This window comes from Pseudomonas sp. USTB-Z (assembly GCF_019691255.1).
GTDB classification, from domain to species: domain Bacteria; phylum Pseudomonadota; class Gammaproteobacteria; order Pseudomonadales; family Pseudomonadaceae; genus Aquipseudomonas; species Aquipseudomonas alloputida.
Genome location: NZ_JAECZP010000001.1, coordinates 83870 through 103708, shown reverse-complemented (window position 1 = coordinate 103708; position 19839 = coordinate 83870). Strand labels below are relative to the sequence as shown.

Below are 19839 nucleotides of genomic sequence, written 5' to 3'. Positions count from 1 at the left end.
GGAGCACCAACATAGGCGTGGGGAGATGCTTCCGGCAGAGGGAAACGCTCACCCCTGACAGGTTCGTTGTATGGACAGTCAGAAGTTCGCCTGATTCAGCCCTTCCAGGCAGGTAGCCAAGTGATAAGGCGTGGTCGATGGCATGTCATCTCTGCTCACCGCGCCGTCACCCCCTCGGCACTCATACCAGCCGGCGTCACGCAGGAACCGCGCTGAAAGGGCGCCCAACTGCCCAGCGAGCTTTGCTTCACTGCCTTCACGCAATGTAAGCGCCCGCAGGTACTCGGCCTGCGCCCAGATACGCTGGGAGGCATCAAGCACCCGGCCATCCACGTTCAGCATTGCCAGCACTGCCGTATTTTTCACCCCGAATTGCTCGGCAAAACCGAAGGCACGGTCTATCGACGCATGCAGCGGCGTGTCACGCAGCAGCGGGGAGGTATGCAGCAGATAGAACCACTCGAACTGGTGGCCCGGCTCGAACCAGTTATCCACAGCCCCGCGTGGCTTTTCCAGCATCAGGCCATGGGCCGGTTCAATGAAATGTGCCTCGAGCGCCTGACACAATTGCAGCAGTGACTGGCGGACATGTTCGTCGCCACGCACAGCCATTACTTGCAGGAACGCTTCGGCCAGGTGCATCTGCGGGTTTTGCAGCGGGCCACTGCCGAGGTCGGCCCAGTCTTCGCCCAGGCAGGCTTCGTACAGGCCATCGTCACGGGCGAACTGCTGGTCGATGATGTCCAGCGCGGCATTCAACGTGGACGCCACCAGGTTTTCGCGCACTTTGCCCCAGTAGTGCGCGCAGGCGAACACGATGAAGGCGTGGGTATACAGGTCCTTGCGCCGGTCCAGCGGCTTGCCGTGGGCGTCGATGCTGTAGAACCAGCCCCCGTGCTCGGCATCGTGGAAGTGCTTTTGCAGCGAGCGAAACAGGGCTGCGGCGCGTTCGGCGGCGCCCGGTTGCCCGATACGGCTGCTGAACACATACAGCTGGCGTGCACAGGCCATGGCCCGGTAGCGCTGCACCGGCAACGGATGGTGCTGGGCGTCCAGCGCTTCGTAGGGCAGGGCCATGTCGGCGTTCCAGCCCGGGCCTTGCCACAGCGGCACGATGCGTTCGGCGAAGTGCTGGTTGAAGCGGGCCAGTTCGGGCAGGGTGGGGCGGGGGTCGGACATTTCGGCGCTCGTCGCTGTCGGGCAGGGCGCCATGGTAGCAGAAGTGGGGTTTTCAGTAGCCTGGGTTGCCGAGCCCCTGCCAATGCCGCGCTCCGACAAAGATGAAGCGCAACTGCTGGGTGATCTTTTCCTGGGGCGTCAGGGCCTGTGGATAACCCGCTTCCGGGTTGTCGATAAGCTCGGGCAGGGTGGCGAACACGGTCTTCACCACCAGGTCGGCCATCACCGCAAGCGCGGCGCTGTCCAGGTGTTGCCAGCGCTTCATCCGTGCAAGGTCGGTGGCAAGGTCGTCGCTGATATCCTGGCGCAGGCGGGCAATGGCCTGGCGCACGGCCTGCGCACCGCCGTACTGCTCGCGGGCCAGGAACAGGAACTGCGCGCGGTGGGCGGCGACCACGTCGAGGAAGATGCGCACCGAGGCGTCGGTGATGCCGCCCAGTTCGAATTCGTTCTGGCGCACCAGGCGGATGGTCTGGCGGAAGGTGGTGTCGATTTCGGCGACAAGGGCCAGGCCCAGAGCGTCCATGTCGGAGAAATGCCGGTAGAAGCCGGTCGGCACGATGCCAGCTGTCTTCGCCACTTCGCGCAGGCTGATACTGCCGAAACCACGGCCACTCTCCATGAGCAGGCAGGCGGCATCGAGCAGGGCCTGGCGGGTCTGTAGCTTCTGTTCGGCGCGCGGCAGCATGATGCGGGCTTCTGTAACGGTCAGGCTGGGCACTCTAGATAAAAAAACAAAGCCCGGTCAATGGACCGGGCCTGGAGGGGAGCAAGCGTTGTGACAGAAGTTGTTCTTTTCGGCCATGGCGATCAGCTCACACGGCTGAGTTCAACCAAGCGATCCGAGCCACCTTCAGCAACTCGGCCAGAACGTTCGATCAGGCGATCGGAGCCGCCTTCGGCAACACGGCCAGCTTGTTCGATCAGGCGATCGGAGCCGCCTTCGGCAACACGGCCAGCTTGTTCGATCAGGCGATCGGAGCCACCTTCGGCAACGCGGCCAGAACGTTCGATCAGGCGATCGGAGCCACCTTCGGCAACACGGCCAGAACGTTCGATCAGGCGATCGGAGCCACCTTCGGCAACACGGCCAGAACGTTCGATCAGGCGATCAGCGCCACCTTCGGCAACGCGGCCGGAACGTTCGATCAGGCGATCGGAGCCGCCTTCAGCGACGGTTTTCAGCGGCTGGGCGATTTCGGCAGCGCTGGAGCGCGCTTCGGACGTCAGGTGTTGCTCGGACGCCGGCAGGGCGAAAGCGTTGGCGGCCAGAAGGGGCAGGGTCAGGGTCAGCAGATGGCGTTTCATGATTTCGGTGCTCCTCTCGGGGGCTGGAAAGTCGGTACGAAGCCAATGCTACGCCGCGTAACGCCAGAGAGAAGTTCATACGGGTAATGGTAACAATCGACCATATTGATAGAGGTTTTCAGGGCGTCTATTCCGGCCATTGCAGCCATGCAGGCAATCCCCTTGCCCGGTTGGCGGTGGGTAACATGTGCAGTCTGGTAAGACAAATTTCTGAGCAAGAGGCCAGGAAAAACTTCGCTATCATGGCGCCACCGATAAAACCTCACGGGTTTTCATCAGTCGGAGTTATTGAGGCCATCGCTGCGCCTGTTTTCTGTCATGCCGCAAGGAGAAATACGCAATGACGCGTCCCGCCAGAATCCTCGTCTGGACCCTCGCCAGCCTGCTTACCGTGCTGGCGATCCTGGTGGTAGTGATTGCCACCTTCGACTGGAACCGCGTCAAGCCACTGCTCAACGAGAAGGTCTCCGAAGCCTTGCATCGGCCCTTCGCGATCAACGGCAACCTCGCCGTGCACTGGCGTACCGAGCCCGAAGAGGGCGGCTGGCGTGCCTGGGTGCCTTGGCCGCACTTCATTGCCGAAGACCTGACGCTGGGCAACCCCGAGTGGCTCAAGGAGCCGAAGATGGTCGGCCTTGAGCGCGTGGAGTTTCGCCTGGCGCCGTTACCGCTGGTGTTCCAGCAGATCAGCATACCCCGCATCAACCTCACCAAGCCCACTGCCAGCCTCACTCGCCTGGCCGATGGCCGCGCCAACTGGGTCTTCGACTTCGGCCCCAAGGATGAAAACGCTGAACCTTCCAAATGGCAGCTGGACATCGGCGCCATCGGCTTTGACCAAGGCAACGTCAGCTTCGACGACCAGACCCTCAAAACCAGCATGAAGGTGCAGATTGACCCGCTTGGCAAACCAATCCCGTTCAGTGAGATTGTCGGCAAGGCCAGTGCCGAGAAGGCCAGCGGTGCGCAGGACTATGCCTTCGGCCTCAAGGCCCAGGGCCGCTACAAAGGCCAGCCAGTGTCCGGCACCGGCAAGATCGGCGGCCTGCTGGCCCTGCAGGACGCCAGCCAGCCGTTCCCGCTGCAGGCCGACGTGCGCATCGCCGACACCCATGTGGTGCTCGCCGGCACCCTCACCGACCCGCGCAACCTTGGTGCCCTCGACCTGCGCCTGCGTTTGTCGGGTGCCAGCCTGGGCAACCTCTACCCATTGACCGGCGTCACCTTGCCTGACACCCCGGCCTATTCCACCGACGGCCGCCTAAGCGCCAACCTGCAGGCGGCGCAAGGGGCGTCGTTCAATTACCAGGGCTTCAACGGCAAGATCGGCGACAGCGATATCCATGGGGACCTGGCCTTCGTTGCCAGCCAGCCACGGCCCAGACTGTCCGGCAACCTGGTATCGAACCAGTTGCTGTTCAAGGACCTGGCGCCGCTGATCGGTGCCGACTCCAATGCCGAACAGAAGGCCCGCGGCGGTGCCAGCAAGCAGCCTGCAGGCAAGGTGCTGCCAGTGGAGGCGTTTCGCACCGAGCGTTGGCGGGCAATGGACGCTGATGTCACCTTTGCTGGCAAGCGCATCGTGCACAGCGCGCAACTGCCATTCACTGACCTGTCGGCCCATGTGGTGCTCGAAGACGGCCTGTTACGCCTGGAGCCCCTGCGCTTTGGCGTGGCCGGCGGCAGCCTGGCCTCCAACATCCGCCTGGACGGGCGCAGCGTGCCCTTGCAGGGGCGCGCGAAGTTGACTGCGCGTGGCTTCAAGCTCAAGCAACTGTTCCCTACCTTCGCGCCAATGCAGACCAGCTTTGGTGAGCTCAATGGCGACGCCGACATCAGCGGCCGTGGCAACTCGGTAGCCGCCTTGCTGGGTACAGCCAATGGCGACTTGCGCATGCTGATCAACGATGGCGCCATCAGCCGCAGCCTGATGGAAATTGCCGGCTTGAACGTGGGCAACTATGTGGTCGGCAAGCTGTTTGGTGATGAGGACGTGAAGATCAACTGTGCGGCGGCCGATGTGGGCATCAAGGATGGCCTGGCGACTACGCGGCTGTTCATCTTCGATACCGAGAACGCGATCATCTACATCGACGGCACGGCGAATTTCGCTTCCGAGCAACTGGATTTGAACATCACCCCGGAATCGAAAGGGCTGCGGTTGTTCTCGTTGCGTTCACCCCTGTATGTGCGCGGACCGTTTGCCAAACCGAACGCCGGTGTGCAGGCATTGCCGCTGGCGTTGCGTGGCGCAGGCATGGTTGCGCTGGGTGTGGTGGCTGGGCCGGCGGCGGGGTTGCTGGCGCTGATTGCGCCCAGCAGCGGGGATGACCCGAACCAGTGCACACCGTTGTTGCAGCAGATGAAGGCAGGCAAGGCGCCGGCAGCGGTGAAAGCGCGGAAATAGCAAGGGGCCGCAAAGCGGCCCCATGAGGGTGTCAGAAATCAAAGGCCTTGCAACAGGTCGGACATATCGTCCGCGTGCTCTTCTTCCTGCGCCAGGATGTCTTCGAAGATACGACGGGTAGTCGGGTCTTTATCCCCGATGTACTGAATGATCTCGCGGTAGCTGTCGATGGCAATCCGCTCTGCCACCAGGTCTTCCAGCACCATCTCTTTCAACGAATTGCCGGCCACGTACTGGGCATGCGAGTGCTTGGTCAGGTTGTCGGGGTTGAAGTCCGGCTCCCCGCCCAGTTGCACGATGCGTTCGGCCAGCTTGTCGGCATGTTCGGCTTCCTGGTTGGCATGTTCCAGAAACTCCTCGGCAGCCACACTGGCTTTGATGCCGCTGGCCATGAAGTAATGGCGCTTGTAGCGAAGAACACAGACCAGCTCGGTGGCCAGCGATTCATTAAGCAGGCGCAGGATCTGCTCACGGTCAGCGTGGTAACCCTCGGTCACCGCGCCCTGCTCCACATGCTGGCGTGCACGCTCGCGCAGGGTCTTCACATCGGTCAGTTCAACATTGCTCATGGGTTATCTCCAGCAGGGGTCAGGGTCAGGTTGGGGCGCAGGCTTACGCGCCATGCAGGGCGTCACTGTCCTCTTGGCGTTGCTTGCAGGTCTTGAAGCCTTTGGCATCGACATGGCCGGTGGCGTCGAAGCGCACGTAATAGGGCTGCTGCTTGCCGTCGCGGTTAAGGATGTAGTCGTTGCAGGTACCCCCATGCGGCAGGTCGATCACGTTCGACGGGCTGCCGCCAATGGCGATGACCTTCTGCATGGTCATACCGTTCTCCACCTGCTTGACCAGCGGCTCATCGCGGTAGGTGACGTAATCCACCGGGTTTTCCGGGCGGCTGCCGCAGGCGGCCAGGGTGGCGCTTGCCAGAAGGATTGCCAGGGTCTGCTTGTACATGGTCCCGCTCCTTGCAAAGGGTCTGTGTGGTTTTGAACCACAGCGCGCGCCAGGAGTTCGATTGCGATGGTCATGATGGCCGCTGTAGTGTTGGCCCGTCGTACACGCAAAGGAGCTGCGGCAATGCAGCAGGATTTGACAACGCGATACCCGCTGGTGCTGGTGCCAGGCATGCTCGGGTTTGTCCGGATGGTGCTCTACCCCTACTGGTTCGGCATTGTGCCGGCCTTGCGCAAGGGCGGGGCGCAGGTGTTTCCGGTGCAGGTTTCGCCGCTGCATTCCAGCGAGGTGCGCGGCGAGCAGTTGCTGGCGATCATCGACGATATCTGCCAACGCACCGGCGTCGACAAGGTCAACCTCATCGGCCACAGCCAGGGCGCCCTGAGCGCGCGTTACGCAGCGGCCAAACGGCCGGAGCGGGTGGCGTCGGTCACCTCGGTGGCGGGGCCCAACCATGGCTCCGAGCTGGCCGACCACCTGGAACGCACGGCACCGGGCCATTCACCCCAGGGGCGCGTCCTCAAGGCCGCGCTGCATGGGTTTGCCGTGCTGCTGGTGTGGCTGGAAACCGGCTGGCGTCGTGACCCGCTGCCGGTAGATGTGCACGCCTCGCACCAGTCGCTGACCAGCGCCGGGGTGGCGCTGTTCAACCAGGCTTATCCACAGGGCCTGCCGCAAACCTGGGGTGGGGAAGGGGCCTATGAGGTCAATGGCGTCCGCTATTACTCCTGGTCCGGCACCTTGCAACCCGGCCTGACAGACCAGGGGCGCAACCGCTTTGACGGCAGCAGCCGCTTCTGCCGCCTGTTCGCACGCAGTTTCATCAAGGAAAAGGGCCATTGCGACGGCATGGTCGGGCGTTTCAGTTCGCACCTGGGGCAGGTGATCGGCGACGATTACCCGCTCGACCACCTGGACATCGTCAACCAGTCGCTCGGGGCCGTGGGCAAAGGCGCGGAGCCGGTGCGGCTGTTCACCGAACATGCGGCCCGGCTCAAGGCGGCGGGGCTTTAGCTCAAGTGCGTTGGCGGCGGATCGGCGTGGTCCAGCGTTCGGCCAGCACTACCCCGGCCAGGGTCAGCAAGCCGCCGACCAGGTGGTAACTGGCCAGTTGCTCATCGAGCACCACGGCGGCGATCAGCGCAGTGACCAGCGGCAGCAAGTTGAAGAACAGTGTGGTGCGGCTGGGCCCCAGGCGGTGCACGGCCTGCATCCACACCAGTGGCGCGATCATCGAGGCCAGTACGCAGGCATACAGGACCAGGCCGATGTTGTGGCTGTTCAGGCCGGTCTTGTCCGACAGCAAGAACAGCGGTAGCAACACGACGATGGCCACCAGAACCTGCAGGTACAGCAGCTGCATCGGCGGCAGGCGCAGCTGCCATTTCTTCAGCAGGAAGCTGTACAGCGCATAGGCCAATGTAGCCACCAGCATCAACAGGTCGCCGCTGTTCAGCCCTTGCTGCAGCAGGCTGGCGGGGTGGCCGGCACTGACCACTTCAAGCACGCCAAAGAATGACACCACCGCGCCCAGCAGGGCACCGTAGCTCAGGCGCTGGCCCAGCCAGGCGATGGACAGCGCCAGTGACATCAGCGGCATCAGCGAGAGGATGATGCCCATATTGGTGGCACTGGTGATGCCGGCGGCGAAGTAGGCCAGGCTCTGGTACATCGCCATGCCCAGCACGCCGAGCACGAACACCTGGGTCAGGTGCGGGCGGATGGCTGCGCGGTTGCGCCACACGGCGGGCAGCATGAACGGCGTGAACAGCAAGGCGGCCAGCAACCAGCGGTAGAAACCGATCTCCGCAGGGTGGATGGCGCCGGCGGACATCTTGGTGACCACGGTGTTGCCAGCCCAGATGAGGATGGCGGTGAGGGGGAACAGGTAATTCATGTAGCGGGTCACTCATTGGGGCTTGGATTGGGGCTGCCTTGCCGCCCTCGCGGGCTTGCCCGTTCCCATGGGGATACACAGGCCTGGAGGCTGGCGCAGATCCTGTGGGAGCGGGCGAGCCCGCGAAGGCCTGCAAGGCAGGCCCTCGATAGGCCTGTATTATCGAATGTCTGTTAACAAGCCTATACTTCTATCCAGACAATCGACCCTGCAAAGCAGACAGCATGCCGCGCAAATACCTTGATATCCCCCAGTTCACCCAACTGCCGGCCTCGGTGTACTTCCGCCACGACGAGTTCGTTGCCGACACCCACAGCGCCGTGCACCAACACGGCTGGGGCCAACTGAACTACACCGCCCACGGCGTAATGCATCTGGATGTGGCCGGCCAGCGCTTCCTGTCGCCGCCGCACTACGCCGTTTGGGTGCCGCCCGACACCGAGCATGGCTGCTACAATCCCCAGGCCATCGTCTACCGTTCCATCTACCTCGACCGCAGCCTTTGCGCAGCGCTGCCATCGCACCCGTGCAGCCTGATGATCAGTGACATCCTCAAGGCTATCCTCGGTGACTTCGCCCGGCGCAATCTCAAGGTGGCCGAGGACGAGCGTGACCAGCGCCTGGTACAGGTACTGCTTGACCAGTTGCTGCTGGCGCCCACTCTGGCCTGCTACTTGCCGTTTGCCCACAGCGATGGCTTGCGCCAGGTGCTCGACGCGCTCAGCGCCGAGCCGGGGGACAACCGCCCGCTGGCCGACTGGGCCGCCCGCGTGCACGTCAGCGAACGCACCCTGGCCCGCCAGTTTCTGCGCGAGCTGGGCATCAGCTTTGGCGAATGGCGCCTGCGCCTGCGTTTTCTGCGTGCCATCGAAGCGCTGGAAGCCGGCCTGCCGATTCAGGCCATCGCCTTCGACCTCGGCTACAGCAGCGCTTCGGCCTTCATCGCCATGTTCCAGCGTCAGGCCCGGTGTACGCCCGAGCAGTACCGCCGGCAGGCGCGGGCGGGGCACTGAACATTCTTGGCTACACTCAGCTCGATCCCCGTGCATCGGGCGCGGAGCCAAGGAGACCACTCCATGAAAGTGCTGCAAATCCCGTTACTGGCCCTGGCGGTGTTGTTCAGTGCCCAAGGTTTCGCTGCCAATACCGCGCAGCAGGAAAAGATGAAAACCTGCAACGCTGACGCCACCGCCAAGGCCCTCAAGGGCGATGAACGCAAAGCGTTCATGAGCACCTGCCTGAAAAAGGATGTGCCACAAACCCAGCAAGACAAAATGAAGACCTGCAATGCTGACGCCACCACCAAAGCCCTGAAGGGGGACGAGCGCAAGGCCTTCATGAGCGATTGCCTGAAGAAGAAATGACCTGCGCCTATGCCTGCGCCGCCAAGGCTGGCAGACTGCGGCATTCCCGCTGTCTGCCGTCGAGGCTGTATGACCTTTACTCCCCGTCAGATCACCCTGGCCAGCCTGATCATCGTCATGGCTGGGCTGCTGCTGGCTTTGCCCCTGAAGTTGCTGCCCAGCCTGCTGGCCGGTCTGCTGGTGTTCGAACTGGTCAACATGCTGACCCCTCGCCTGCAACCGCTGCTTGCTGGCCAACGCGCGCGCTGGCTGGCCGTGGCGCTGCTCGGCACGCTGGTGGTCAGCACCCTGACACTGCTGATTGCCGGTGCCTTCAGCTTCCTGCTGCACGAGGCGGAAAACCCCGGCGCCTCGCTGGACAAGTTCATGGCCTTGGTCGAGCGTGCTCGGGGTCAGCTGCCACCCTTCATCGAGGGCTACCTGCCTGCCAGTGCCGCAGAGTTCAAGGTGGCCATCGGTGACTGGATCAAGAGCCACCTGAGCGATTTGCAGTTGGTGGGCAAGGGCATGGCGCACATGTTCGTGACGATGCTCATAGGCATGATCCTCGGCGCCATCATCGCTTTGCAGCGTATTCCCGATATCTCCCGGCGCAAGCCCCTGGCGGCGGCGCTGTTCGAACGTCTTAGCCTGCTGGTGAAAGCGTTTCGCAACATCGTGTTCGCGCAAATCAAGATCTCGCTGCTCAACACGATCTTCACCGGCATTTTCCTGGCCGTGGTGATGCCACTGTTCGACGTGCACCTGCCGCTGACCAAGACGCTGATCGTGCTGACCTTCCTGCTGGGCTTGCTGCCGGTGATCGGCAACTTGATGTCCAACACCTTGATCACCATCGTCGGCCTGTCGCTGTCGATCTGGGTGGCGGCGGCGGCGCTGGGTTACCTGATCGTCATCCACAAGGTCGAGTACTTCCTCAACGCGCGGATCGTGGGTGGGCAGATCAGTGCCAAGGCGTGGGAATTGCTGCTGGCGATGCTGGTATTCGAGGCGGCGTTCGGGCTGCCCGGTGTCGTGGCGGGGCCCATCTACTATGCCTATCTGAAGAGTGAGCTGAAGCGGGCGGAGCTGGTCTGATCATGTAGTGGCCTGTACTGGCCCTTTCGCGGGTAAACCCGCTCCTACAGCGGCCTGCGGCCAATCACAGATGTGTGTCCACCCCCGATCGGTGCGTAGGAGCGGGTTTACCCGCGAATGCAGTAGCGGCGGCAACGGTGAACGGCGGGTGGTAATTGGCCAGCAGGCCCGGCCTCTTCGCGGGTAAACCCGCTCCTACACAGGGGCCTGTGGCCAATCACCGATGTGTGTCCACCCCCGACCGGTGCGTAGGAGCGGGTTTACCCGCGAATACGGTAGCGGCAGCAACGGTGAACGACTGGTGGAGATTGGCCAGCAGGCCCGGCCCGTTCGCGGCTACAAGCTAAACGACAAATCAGGCCGCGCCGTAACGCTTGCGCGCCTCGATGGCCAGCCCGCTACCAATGCTGCCAAAGATGTTGCCTTCCACATGCCGCGCATTCGGCAGCATCGCCGAAACACTGTTGCGCAGCGCCGGAATGCCGCTTGAACCACCGGTGAAGAACACCGTATCGACCTGGTCTTCGCTTACCCCAGCCTTGGCCAGCAGTTCGGTCACGCTACCGCGCACGCGCTCCAGCAGGCCTTCGATCGCCTCTTCGAACAGCGCGCGGGTCAGTTCCGCAGTCAGCTCGGGCTCGACGCGGCGCAGGTCGATGTGGCGGCTGTCATGCTCGGTCAGCTCGATCTTGCTGGCTTCTACTTCCATCGCCAGCCAGTGCCCAGCGCGCTGCTCGATCAGTTTGAACAGGCGATCGATGCCGAAGCTGTCCTCGATGTCATAGCGCATGCTACCCAGCGCCAACTGTGATTTCTGCGAATACAAGGCGTTGATGGTGTGCCAGGTGGCCAGGTTGAGGTGGTAGCTGGTCGGCATCAGCGCACCGCTCTTCATGCGGCTGCCGTAGCCAAACAACGGCATCACGCCCTGAAGGCTCAGTTGCTTGTCGAAGTCGGTACCGCCAATGTGCACACCGCCCGTGGCGAGGATGTCGCTTTGGCGCTCGGCGACCCGATGGCGCTCGGGCGACAGGCGGATCAGGGTGAAGTCCGAGGTACCACCGCCGATGTCGACGATCAGCACCAGCTCTTCGCGGCTGATGCTCGACTCATAGTCGAAGGCTGCGGCAATCGGTTCGTACTGGAACGACACGTCCTTGAAGCCGATTTTGCGCGCCACTTCGGCCAAGGTGTCCTCGGCCTCCTGGTCGGCAGCCGGGTCTTCGTCGACGAAGAACACCGGGCGGCCCAGCACCACCTGGTCGAATTCACGGCCAGCGGCCGCTTCAGCGCGCTTCTTGAGCTCGCCGATGAACATGCCCAGCAGGTCCTTGAACGGCAGGGCGCTGCCCAGCACGCTGGTGTCGTGCTTGATCAGCTTCGAGCCCAGCAGGCTTTTCAGCGAGCGCATCAGGCGGCCTTCGTAGCCTTCCAGGTACTCGTGCAGCGCCAGGCGGCCATACACCGGGCGCCGCTCTTCGATATTGAAGAACACCACCGAGGGCAAGGTGATCTTGCCGTCTTCCAGGGCAATCAGCGACTCGACGCCAGGCCGGTGCCAACCGACCGTGGAGTTGGAGGTGCCAAAGTCGATGCCCAGGGCGCGGGCCGGGGATACGTCAGACATGGGAAATGGGCTTCCGGAGGCAAAACGGCCGCGCAGTGTATGCCAGTTGGCTACAGAATCAAGACCAGTCGTCTGCCTTGAGGCAAACCCAAGTTGGTCTTGAAAGGCTATGCTTGACCCCTATCTTCAGTTGCAACACGCACATTCACATTGGTGATCCACAAATGGACTTCAAAGACTATTACAAGATACTCGGCGTAGAGCCCACTGCGGACGAAAAGGCGATCAAGGCCGCGTACCGCAAACTGGCGCGCAAGTATCACCCCGATGTCAGTAAGGAGCGCGACGCCGAGGAGAAATTCAAGGAGGCCAACGAGGCCTATGAGGTGCTGGGCGACGCGCAGAAACGTGCCGAGTTCGACGAAATCCGCAAGTACGGCGGCCAGCATGGCCGGCCGTTCCAGGCCCCACCGGGTTGGGAAAACCGTGGCGGTGGCGGCGGCTTCGAAGGCGGCGACTTCTCCGACTTCTTCAGCTCGATCTTCGGTGGGCGCAGTGCGGGTGGCAACCCCTTCGGTGGCGCCCGGCAGCAGCAACGCAGTGCCGGCAGGCGGGGGCAGGACGTGGAGCTTGAACTGGCAGTGTTCCTTGAAGAGACCCTGAGCAAGGAGTCCAAGCAGATCAGCTTCCAGGTGCCGCAAACCAATGCCATGGGCCAGCGCACCGGCTTCACCACCAAGACCTTGAACGTGAGGATTCCGGCTGGGGTGACCGACGGCGAGCGCATCCGCCTCAAGGGCCAGGGTGCGCCGGGCGGCGGTGGCGGGGCCAACGGTGACCTGTTCCTGACCATCCGCATGGCACCGCACCCGCTGTTCGATGTCGAAGGTCATGACCTGATCATCACTGTGCCGTTGGCACCGTGGGAGGCGGCCCTGGGCGCCAAGGTGGCGGTTCCGACCCTGGATGGCAAGATCAACCTGACCATCCGTCCTGACAGCCAGAGCGGCCAGCGCCTGCGTGTACCGGGCAAGGGCCTGGTCAACAAGCAGGGAGAGCGCGGCAACCTTTATGCGCAGCTCAAGGTGGTGATGCCGCCTGCGTCGGACGAATCTGCCCGCGAACTCTGGACCAAGCTTTCCGAGAAAGCTGCGTTCAACCCGAGGACACAATGGAGTAAGTGATCATGAGCAGCACCCTGATCGTTCAACTGGACATGCGTACCCTGTGTCAGGAAGCCGATGTCACGGCTGAATGCGTGATCGAAATCGTCGAACATGGCATTGTCGAACCTTCCGGGCGAACGCCGGAGGACTGGCTGTTTGACGATCAGGCGCCGCTGGTGACCAAACGAGCGGTGAAGCTGCACCAGGAGCTGGAACTGGAGTGGGAAGGGGTGGCGCTGGCGCTGGAGCTACTGCAGGAGGTGCAGCAGTTGCGCAGTGAGAACAACATGCTGAAGCAGCGGCTGGGCCGGTTTATTCAGATGTAGGTTCCCTTGCCGGCATCTGTGGGAGCGGCCTTGTGTCGCGATGGGCTGTGCAGCAGCCCCAGATCTTTGCTCCACCGCAACATTGCCAGGGCTGCTTTGCAGCCCGTTCGCGACACAAGGCCGCTCCCACAATGGACCGCATTTCAGGTCGGTCCGGCGCCCGGGTTCAACCTTCCGGGCGAACGCCGGAGGACTGGCTGTTTGACGATCAGGCCTTGCCGGTATCTGTGGGGGGCCTTGTGTCGCGATGGGCTGTGCAGCAGCCCCAGATCTTTGTTTCACCGAAAAATTGCCAGGGCTGCTTTGCAGCCCGTTCGCGACCCAAGGTTGCGCCCGCAATGGACCGTATTTCAGGTCGGTTCGGCGCCCGGGTTCAGCACCAGTTGCATGAAGGTCAGATCAAGCCAGCGGCCAAACTTTACCCCCACCTGCGGCATCTGGCCGGTCACCACGAAGCCCAGCCGCTCATGCAGGCGAACCGACGCCGCATTGCCACTCTCGATGGCCGCCACCATCACATGCTTGCCGCACCCCTTCGCACGCTCGATCAGCGCGGCCATCAACACCGGCCCCACTCCCTTGCCCCGTTGGTCGCCACGGACATACACCGAGTGCTCCACAGTCAGGCGAAAGCCCTCGAACGGCCGCCAGTCGCCAAACGAGGCATACCCCAGCACGCCCGTCTCATCTGTAGCTACCAAAATCGGGTAGCCCTGCTGCGCCCGCGCTTCAAACCAGGCCTGGCGGTTGCCGAGGTCCACTGGGGTTTCGTTCCAGATCGCTGTGGTGTTGAGCACCGCGTCGTTGTAGATGTCCAGTATGCCCGGCACATCGGTGGGCCGGGCATCGCGAATTTCGTAGCTCATGACAGCGTCTCGCAAAGTCGTTGTTCGCAGATTAAATGGTTACCAGCCCGCGTACACCTTCGGCTTGCATGTTTTCGCCGCGGCCGCGCTGGATGATTTCGCCGCGGGCCATGACCAGGTACTGGTCAGCCAGCGCTTCGGCAAAGTCGTAGAACTGCTCCACCAGCAAAATTGCCATGTCGCCACGCTCGGCCAAGCGGCGGATGACCGCGCCGATCTCCTTGATCACCGACGGCTGGATGCCTTCGGTCGGCTCGTCGAGAATCAGCAAGCGTGGGCGGCTGGCCAGGGCGCGGCCGATGGCCAGCTGTTGCTGCTGGCCGCCAGACAGGTCGCCACCGCGGCGTTGTTTCATCTGCTCCAGCACAGGGAACAGCTCGTAGATGAAGGCCGGGACCTCGCGGGCTTCGCGGGCGGGGAAGCGCGACAGGCCCATCAGCAGGTTTTCCTCGACGGTCAGGCGCGGGAAGATCTCGCGGCCCTGGGGCACGTAGGCGATGCCGGCCTGCACCCGTTGCTGTGGTTTGAACGCGGTGATCGGCTTGCCTTCCCATTCGATGCTGCCGTCGCGGGCGGGCACCAGGCCCATCAGGCAGCGCAGCAAGGTGGTCTTGCCCACGCCGTTGCGGCCCAGCAGGCAGGTCACTTCGCCGACCTTGGCTTCGAAGGACAGGCCGCGCAGGATGTGGCTGCCGCCGTAGTACTGGTGCAGGGTGTCGATCTTGAGCATGTGAGAGTTCCTGAAAGGGATGCTGTGCCTAAGCCGGCCTTTTCGCGGGCAAGCCCGCTCCTACGACGGGAACCGCCCCATGGCATTACGCCCCCTGTAGGAGCGGGTTTACCCGCGAAGAGGCCGGCACAGGCGCCAAAAATTTCAAATCCGGTCACCGGCCCAGATACACCTCGACCACCCGCTCATCTGCCTGCACCTGCTCCAGCGAGCCTTCCGCCAGCACGCTCCCCTGGTGCAGCACGGTCACATGGTCGGCAATGCTGCCGACGAAGCCCATGTCATGCTCCACCACCATCAGCGAATGCTTGCCAGCCAGGCCCTTGAACAGCTCGGCGGTAAATTCGGTCTCGGCATCGGTCATGCCGGCCACCGGTTCATCGAGCAGCAGCAGTTGCGGCTCCTGCACCAGCAGCATGCCGATCTCCAGAAACTGCTTCTGCCCATGCGACAGCAAGCCGGCCTGGCGCTGCGCCAGCGGCAGCAGGCGCAAGGTGGTCAGCACGTCCTCGATACGCTGGCGCTGGTCACCGCTCAGGCGCGCGGCCAGGCTGGCCCACACCGACTTGTCGGTCTTCAGCGCCAGTTCCAGGTTCTCGAACACGGTCAGCGCTTCGAACACTGTGGGCTTCTGGAACTTGCGGCCAATGCCGGCCTGGGCGATCTGGTATTCGCTCATGCGGGTCAGGTCGAGGGTATCGCCGAAGTAAGCCGTGCCGCTGTCGGGGCGGGTCTTGCCGGTGATTACGTCCATCATCGTGGTCTTGCCGGCGCCGTTGGGGCCGATGATGCAGCGCAGCTCGCCCACCCCGATGTACAGGTTCAGCGCGTTGAGCGCCTTGAAACCATCGAAGCTGACGCTGATGTCTTCCAGGCTCAGCACCGTACCGTGGCGGGTATCCAGGCCGGCCTTGCGGCTGTGGCCCAGGCCGATGGCATCGCGCCCGGCGCCGAGGTTGTCGAATACCGGTTCCAGCATGAACTCCGGGTGGACTGGGGGCACGCCTCTCATGGCTGGCTCCTTTTCTTCAACAGGCCGACCACGCCCTTGGGCAGGTACAGGGTAACGAGGATGAACAACGCGCCGAGGAAGAACAGCCAGAACTCGGGGAAGGCCACGGTGAACCAGCTTTTCATACCGTTGACCAGGCCGGCACCGAGCAGCGGGCCGATCAGCGTGCCGCGCCCGCCCAAGGCTACCCAGACGGCGGCTTCGATCGAGTTGGTCGGCGACATCTCGCTGGGGTTGATGATGCCTACCTGCGGCACGTACAGCGCACCGGCCAGGCCGCACAGCACGGCGCTCAGTACCCACACCAGCAGCTTGAAGCCGCGCGGGTCGTAGCCACAGAACATCATGCGGTTTTCAGCGTCACGCACCGCGGTGAGCAGGCGGCCGAACTTGCTGCGGGTCAGGCGCCAGCACAGGTACAGGCTGGCCAGCAGCAGGCCCACGGTCAGCAGGAACAACACCGCGCGGGTGCCCTGGGCTGCAATGTCGAAGCCGAGGATGGTGCGGAAGCTGGTGAAGCCGTTGTTGCCGCCGAAGCCGGTTTCGTTGCGGAAGAACAGCAGCATGCCGGCAAAGGTCAGGGCCTGGGTCATGATCGAGAAGTACACGCCTTTGATCCGCGAGCGGAAAGCGAACCAGCCGAACACCAGCGCCAGCAGCCCGGGCGCCAGCACCACCAGGCACAGGGCCCAGGCGAAATACTGGGTACCAGCCCAGTACCAGGGCAGCTCGGTCCACGACAGGAATGTCATGAACCCGGGCAGGCCGTCGCCGGCGGCCTGCCGCATCAGGTACATGCCCATGGCATAGCCGCCCAGGGCGAAGAACAAGCCATGGCCCAGTGACAGCAGCCCGGCATAGCCCCAGACCAGGTCCAGGGCCAAGGCGACGATGGCGTAACAAAGAATCTTGCCGACCAGGGTCAGGGTGTAGGCCGACACCTGTAGAGCATGGTCTGCCGGCAGCAGTGAGCACAGTGGCAAAGCCACCAGCAGCAGGACGACGACGGCACCGAGGGTAAGGGTCAGGCGTGGGCCGGCCTTTTGCGTAGCAGTGACAAGCAGTGGCTGGTTCATCAGTCGATTACCCGTCCCTTGAGGGCGAACAGGCCTTGCGGGCGTTTCTGGATGAACAGAATGATCAACGCAAGGATGAGGATCTTGCCGAGTACGGCACCGATCTGCGGCTCCAGCAGCTTGTTGGCGATGCCCAGGCCGAACGCGGCCCAGAGGCTACCGGCCAGTTGCCCGACGCCGCCGAGCACCACCACCAGGAATGAATCGATGATGTAGCTTTGGCCCAGGTCCGGGCCGACATTGCCCACCTGGCTCAAGGCCACGCCACCGAGCCCGGCGATGCCCGAGCCAAGGCCAAAGGCGAGCATGTCGACGCGCCCGGTGGACACGCCGCAGCAGGCGGCCATGTTGCGGTTCTGGGTGACTGCGCGCACGTTCAGGCCCAACCGGGTACGGTTGAGCAGCAGCCAGGTGAGCAGCACCACGGCCAGGGCGAAGCCGATGATGACCAGGCGGTTGTACGGCAGCACCAGGTTGGGCAGCAGTTGGATGCCGCCGGACAGCCAGGCCGGGTTGCTCACCTCGACGTTCTGCGCGCCGAACAGCAGGCGGATGGCCTGGATCAGGATCAGGCTGATGCCCCAGGTGGCCAGCAGGGTTTCCAGTGGCCGGCCGTACAGGTGGCGGATCACCGTGCGCTCCAGCGCCATGCCTACCCCGGCACTGACGGCGAACGCCACCGGCAGGGCAATCAGCGGGTAGAACTCGATGGCGCCTGGGGCGAAGCGCTGCAGCAGTACCTGGACCATGTAGGTGCTGTAGGCGCCGAGCATCAACATCTCGCCATGGGCCATGTTGATCACCCCAAGCAGGCCGAAGGTGATCGCAAGGCCCAGCGCTGCCAGCAGCAGGACCGAACCCAGCGACAGGCCGCTGAAGGCCTGGCCGAGCAGTTCGCCTACCAGCAGTTTGCGCTTGACCTGGGCCAGGCTCGTTTCGGCGGCTGTGCGCACGCCCGGGTCGCGTTCCGCATCGGGCTGCAGCAGGGCTTCGAGGCGCGTGCGGGCCAGCGGGTCGCCGGTTTCACCCAGCAGGCGCACGGCGGCCAGGCGCACTGCTGGCTCGCTGGCGCCCAGTTGCAGGTTGGCCAGGGCCAGGCCGAGGGCGGCCTGTACAGCGGCGTCCGGCTCGGCGGCGAAGCGCCGGTCGAGGAAGGCCATTTGCGCGGGTTGTGCGCTTTTCTGCAATTGCTGGGCCGCGGCCAGGCGGGTGTCGCTGTTGTCGCTGAGCAACTGGTGGCTGGCCAGGGCGTTGTCGATCAGGCCGCGCAGGCGGTTGTTCAGGCGCACCTTGCGGGTGTCGTCGGCAGCGATGCGGCCTTGGCGCAGGTTTTCCAGCAGCGGCAGGCGCGCAGCATCGGGTTGTGCTGCCCAACCTTCGAGCAGGCGGCCTTGCTCGGCGGGCTTGGCGGTGAGAAAGAATTCGCCCTCGCTGGCGTGGGTTGCCAGGGGCATTAGCAGGAGAAGGGTGAGCAGGAGTCTGAGCATGCGGGCAATCCTGGAAATCGGTGTTGGATTCTTCGCGGGTGAACCCGCGCCTACACAGGGACGGTGCAAGGTTTGAAACCTGCGCGGTCCTTGTAGGAGCGGGTTCACCCGCGAATGGGCTGCAAAGCAGCCCCATGCACTCAGTTACCTTTCACGGCGTAATCTGGCCGCTTCTCATTGCCCGGAATGAACGGGCTCCATGGCTGCGCCCGCAGTGGCTGCTCGGTTTCCCACACCACGCTGAACTGGCCGTCATCCTGAATCTCGCCGATCATCACCGGCTTGTGCAGGTGGTGGTTAGTCTTGTCCATGGTCAGGGTGAAGCCCGACGGCGCCTCGAAGCTCTGCCCGGCCAGTGCTTCGCGGACCTTGTCAACGTCAGTGGACTTGGCTTTCTCGACAGCCTGGGCCCACATGTGGATGCCCACGTAGGTGGCTTCCATGGGGTCGTTGGTCACGGCCTTGTCGGCACCCGGCAGGCCCTTGGCCTTGGCGTAGGCCTTCCAGTCGGCGACGAATTTCTGGTTGACCGGGTTATCCACCGATTCGAAGTAGTTCCACGCCGCCAGGTGGCCCACCAGCGGTTTGGTGTCGATGCCGCGCAGTTCCTCCTCGCCCACCGAGAAGGCCACCACCGGCACGTCGGTGGCCTTCAGGCCCTGGTTGGCCAGTTCCTTGTAGAACGGCACGTTGGAGTCACCGTTGACTGTGGATATGACAGCGGTCTTGCCGCCGGCGGAGAACTTTTTGATGCTGGCGACAATGGTCTGGTAATCAGCGTGGCCAAAGGGCGTGTACACCTCTTCGATGTCCTTGTCGGCCACGCCTTTGCTGTGCAGGAATGCGCGCAGGATCTTGTTGGTGGTGCGCGGGTAGACGTAATCGGTGCCCAACAGGAAGAAGCGCTTGGCGCTGCCGCCGTCCTCGCTCATCAGGTATTCCACGGCCGGGATGGCCTGCTGGTTCGGGGCGGCGCCCGTGTAGAACACGTTCGGCGACATCTCTTCGCCCTCATACTGCACCGGGTAGAACAGCAGGCCGTTGAGTTCTTCGAACACCGGCAGAACGGACTTGCGCGACACGGAGGTCCAGCAGCCGAACACCACGGCCACTTTGTCTTGGGTCAGCAGTTGGCGGCTCTTTTCAGCGAACAGCGGCCAGTTGGACGCCGGGTCGACCACCACCGGTTCCAGCATCTTGCCGTTCACGCCACCCTTGGCGTTGATCTGCTCGATGGTCATCAGCGCCATGTCCTTGAGCGATGTCTCGGAAATGGCCATGGTCCCGGAAAGCGAATGCAGGATACCGACCTTGATGGTCTCGGCGGCCTGGATACTCCAGCTCAGGCCCATCGCCGCAATCGATGCGCTGAGGGTAAGGGCCTTGATCAGACTGCGACGCTTCATGTGCTCTCTCCGCTGAG

Annotated in this window: 20 protein-coding genes; 7 read left to right on the top strand and 13 right to left on the bottom strand. The window is 63.3% G+C overall.

Translation table 11 applies throughout. From position 1 onward, the window contains the following. Positions 1-78 precede the first annotated feature (78 nt). From I8746_RS00500 to I8746_RS00490, 3 genes are all read right to left on the bottom strand, one after another. Positions 79-1179 carry an AGE family epimerase/isomerase gene (locus tag I8746_RS00500; RefSeq protein WP_221099805.1) on the bottom strand — a complete coding sequence of 367 codons (1101 nt, stop codon included), beginning with the start codon at positions 1177-1179 and terminating at the stop codon, positions 79-81. Positions 1180-1231: 52 nt separating this feature from the next. Then, a complete protein-coding gene (locus tag I8746_RS00495) occupies positions 1232-1867 on the bottom strand; it encodes a TetR family transcriptional regulator (protein WP_003249603.1) in 636 nt (211 codons plus the stop codon). A 122-nt stretch (positions 1868-1989) separates the two neighbouring features. Further along, positions 1990-2487, bottom strand: coding sequence for a phage infection protein (locus I8746_RS00490; RefSeq protein WP_221099802.1), 498 nt, complete (start codon positions 2485-2487; stop codon positions 1990-1992). A gap of 340 nt (positions 2488-2827) precedes the next feature. Here I8746_RS00490 and I8746_RS00485 point away from each other — a divergent pair, with 340 nt between their 5' ends. Beyond that, positions 2828-4894, top strand: a complete 2067-nt coding sequence (locus I8746_RS00485) for an AsmA family protein (protein ID WP_221099800.1) — start codon at positions 2828-2830, stop codon at positions 4892-4894. 38 nt (positions 4895-4932) lie between these two features. Here the strand turns inward: I8746_RS00485 and I8746_RS00480 are convergent, their stop codons facing one another. Together I8746_RS00480 and osmE are read right to left on the bottom strand one after the other, a co-directional pair. Beyond that, a complete protein-coding gene (locus I8746_RS00480; protein WP_004576962.1) occupies positions 4933-5463 on the bottom strand; it encodes a bacterioferritin in 531 nt (176 codons plus the stop codon). 43 nt (positions 5464-5506) lie between these two features. After that, positions 5507-5848 (bottom strand): osmotically-inducible lipoprotein OsmE, encoded by a 342-nt coding sequence (gene osmE / locus I8746_RS00475; protein WP_004576961.1) that lies wholly within the window; start codon positions 5846-5848, stop codon positions 5507-5509. Between the two features lie 123 nt (positions 5849-5971). On the opposite strand from osmE, the gene I8746_RS00470 reads away from it, so the two are divergent. Further along, a complete protein-coding gene (locus tag I8746_RS00470; RefSeq protein ID WP_221099798.1) occupies positions 5972-6862 on the top strand; it encodes a triacylglycerol lipase in 891 nt (296 codons plus the stop codon). A gap of 1 nt (position 6863) precedes the next feature. Here I8746_RS00470 and I8746_RS00465 read toward each other — a convergent pair whose 3' ends face one another. Beyond that, complete coding sequence (locus I8746_RS00465; protein WP_012053840.1) at positions 6864-7745, bottom strand: DMT family transporter; 882 nt, start codon at positions 7743-7745, stop codon at positions 6864-6866. Between the two features lie 224 nt (positions 7746-7969). Between I8746_RS00465 and I8746_RS00460 the strand changes: the two genes are divergently transcribed. The 3 genes from I8746_RS00460 to I8746_RS00450 all read left to right on the top strand — a co-directional run bounded on the left by I8746_RS00460 (position 7970) and on the right by I8746_RS00450 (position 10186). After that, positions 7970-8758, top strand: coding sequence for a helix-turn-helix transcriptional regulator (locus I8746_RS00460; protein WP_003249619.1), 789 nt, complete (start codon positions 7970-7972; stop codon positions 8756-8758). Between the two features lie 63 nt (positions 8759-8821). Then, positions 8822-9109, top strand: a complete 288-nt coding sequence (locus tag I8746_RS00455; RefSeq protein ID WP_003249621.1) for a PsiF family protein — start codon at positions 8822-8824, stop codon at positions 9107-9109. Positions 9110-9178: 69 nt separating this feature from the next. Further along, complete coding sequence (locus tag I8746_RS00450; RefSeq protein WP_003249623.1) at positions 9179-10186, top strand: AI-2E family transporter; 1008 nt, start codon at positions 9179-9181, stop codon at positions 10184-10186. A 355-nt stretch (positions 10187-10541) separates the two neighbouring features. Here I8746_RS00450 and I8746_RS00445 read toward each other — a convergent pair whose 3' ends face one another. Next, a complete protein-coding gene (locus tag I8746_RS00445) occupies positions 10542-11813 on the bottom strand; it encodes an Hsp70 family protein (RefSeq protein WP_003249625.1) in 1272 nt (423 codons plus the stop codon). A gap of 164 nt (positions 11814-11977) precedes the next feature. On the opposite strand from I8746_RS00445, the gene cbpA reads away from it, so the two are divergent. Further along, positions 11978-12937: a curved DNA-binding protein gene (gene cbpA, locus I8746_RS00440; RefSeq protein ID WP_088513275.1), complete on the top strand. Its 960-nt coding sequence runs from the start codon at positions 11978-11980 to the stop codon at positions 12935-12937. A gap of 2 nt (positions 12938-12939) precedes the next feature. Beyond that, on the top strand, positions 12940-13245 hold the full coding sequence (locus I8746_RS00435) for a chaperone modulator CbpM (RefSeq protein ID WP_003249630.1): 306 nt from the start codon (positions 12940-12942) through the stop codon (positions 13243-13245). A gap of 350 nt (positions 13246-13595) precedes the next feature. Here the strand turns inward: I8746_RS00435 and I8746_RS00430 are convergent, their stop codons facing one another. The 6 genes from I8746_RS00430 to urtA all read right to left on the bottom strand — a co-directional run bounded on the left by I8746_RS00430 (position 13596) and on the right by urtA (position 19822). Next, positions 13596-14111: a GNAT family N-acetyltransferase gene (locus I8746_RS00430; RefSeq protein ID WP_088513274.1), complete on the bottom strand. Its 516-nt coding sequence runs from the start codon at positions 14109-14111 to the stop codon at positions 13596-13598. 31 nt (positions 14112-14142) lie between these two features. Then, a complete protein-coding gene (urtE, locus tag I8746_RS00425) occupies positions 14143-14841 on the bottom strand; it encodes an urea ABC transporter ATP-binding subunit UrtE (protein WP_003249634.1) in 699 nt (232 codons plus the stop codon). Between the two features lie 154 nt (positions 14842-14995). Beyond that, positions 14996-15853 (bottom strand): urea ABC transporter ATP-binding protein UrtD, encoded by an 858-nt coding sequence (gene urtD / locus I8746_RS00420; protein ID WP_003249637.1) that lies wholly within the window; start codon positions 15851-15853, stop codon positions 14996-14998. Then, positions 15850-16929 carry an urea ABC transporter permease subunit UrtC gene (gene urtC / locus I8746_RS00415; RefSeq protein WP_088513273.1) on the bottom strand — a complete coding sequence of 360 codons (1080 nt, stop codon included), beginning with the start codon at positions 16927-16929 and terminating at the stop codon, positions 15850-15852. The genes urtD and urtC overlap by 4 nt, the downstream gene beginning before the upstream one ends. Beyond that, the gene (gene urtB / locus I8746_RS00410; protein ID WP_004576469.1) at positions 16929-18416 is read right to left on the bottom strand and encodes an urea ABC transporter permease subunit UrtB; all 1488 of its coding nucleotides are present in this window, start codon (positions 18414-18416) and stop codon (positions 16929-16931) included. The genes urtC and urtB overlap by 1 nt, the downstream gene beginning before the upstream one ends. Before the next feature lie 140 nt (positions 18417-18556). After that, the gene (gene urtA, locus I8746_RS00405; protein WP_012053834.1) at positions 18557-19822 is read right to left on the bottom strand and encodes an urea ABC transporter substrate-binding protein; all 1266 of its coding nucleotides are present in this window, start codon (positions 19820-19822) and stop codon (positions 18557-18559) included. Positions 19823-19839: the final 17 nt, after the last annotated feature.

Excerpts from the sequence above, each read along its gene's own strand:
- I8746_RS00500 (WP_221099805.1), bottom strand. The coding sequence starts at position 1,179 with ATGTCCGACCCCCGCCCCACCCTGCCCGAACTGGCCCGCTTCAACCAG.
- I8746_RS00495 (WP_003249603.1), bottom strand. The coding sequence starts at position 1,867 with ATGCTGCCGCGCGCCGAACAGAAGCTACAGACCCGCCAGGCCCTGCTC.
- I8746_RS00490 (WP_221099802.1), bottom strand. The coding sequence starts at position 2,487 with ATGAAACGCCATCTGCTGACCCTGACCCTGCCCCTTCTGGCCGCCAAC.
- I8746_RS00485 (WP_221099800.1), top strand. The coding sequence starts at position 2,828 with ATGACGCGTCCCGCCAGAATCCTCGTCTGGACCCTCGCCAGCCTGCTT.
- I8746_RS00480 (WP_004576962.1), bottom strand. The coding sequence starts at position 5,463 with ATGAGCAATGTTGAACTGACCGATGTGAAGACCCTGCGCGAGCGTGCA.
- osmE (WP_004576961.1), bottom strand. The coding sequence starts at position 5,848 with ATGTACAAGCAGACCCTGGCAATCCTTCTGGCAAGCGCCACCCTGGCC.
- I8746_RS00470 (WP_221099798.1), top strand. The coding sequence starts at position 5,972 with ATGCAGCAGGATTTGACAACGCGATACCCGCTGGTGCTGGTGCCAGGC.
- I8746_RS00465 (WP_012053840.1), bottom strand. The coding sequence starts at position 7,745 with ATGAATTACCTGTTCCCCCTCACCGCCATCCTCATCTGGGCTGGCAAC.
- I8746_RS00460 (WP_003249619.1), top strand. The coding sequence starts at position 7,970 with ATGCCGCGCAAATACCTTGATATCCCCCAGTTCACCCAACTGCCGGCC.
- I8746_RS00455 (WP_003249621.1), top strand. The coding sequence starts at position 8,822 with ATGAAAGTGCTGCAAATCCCGTTACTGGCCCTGGCGGTGTTGTTCAGT.
- I8746_RS00450 (WP_003249623.1), top strand. The coding sequence starts at position 9,179 with ATGACCTTTACTCCCCGTCAGATCACCCTGGCCAGCCTGATCATCGTC.
- I8746_RS00445 (WP_003249625.1), bottom strand. The coding sequence starts at position 11,813 with ATGTCTGACGTATCCCCGGCCCGCGCCCTGGGCATCGACTTTGGCACC.
- cbpA (WP_088513275.1), top strand. The coding sequence starts at position 11,978 with ATGGACTTCAAAGACTATTACAAGATACTCGGCGTAGAGCCCACTGCG.
- I8746_RS00435 (WP_003249630.1), top strand. The coding sequence starts at position 12,940 with ATGAGCAGCACCCTGATCGTTCAACTGGACATGCGTACCCTGTGTCAG.
- I8746_RS00430 (WP_088513274.1), bottom strand. The coding sequence starts at position 14,111 with ATGAGCTACGAAATTCGCGATGCCCGGCCCACCGATGTGCCGGGCATA.
- urtE (WP_003249634.1), bottom strand. The coding sequence starts at position 14,841 with ATGCTCAAGATCGACACCCTGCACCAGTACTACGGCGGCAGCCACATC.
- urtD (WP_003249637.1), bottom strand. The coding sequence starts at position 15,853 with ATGAGAGGCGTGCCCCCAGTCCACCCGGAGTTCATGCTGGAACCGGTA.
- urtC (WP_088513273.1), bottom strand. The coding sequence starts at position 16,929 with ATGAACCAGCCACTGCTTGTCACTGCTACGCAAAAGGCCGGCCCACGC.
- urtB (WP_004576469.1), bottom strand. The coding sequence starts at position 18,416 with ATGCTCAGACTCCTGCTCACCCTTCTCCTGCTAATGCCCCTGGCAACC.
- urtA (WP_012053834.1), bottom strand. The coding sequence starts at position 19,822 with ATGAAGCGTCGCAGTCTGATCAAGGCCCTTACCCTCAGCGCATCGATT.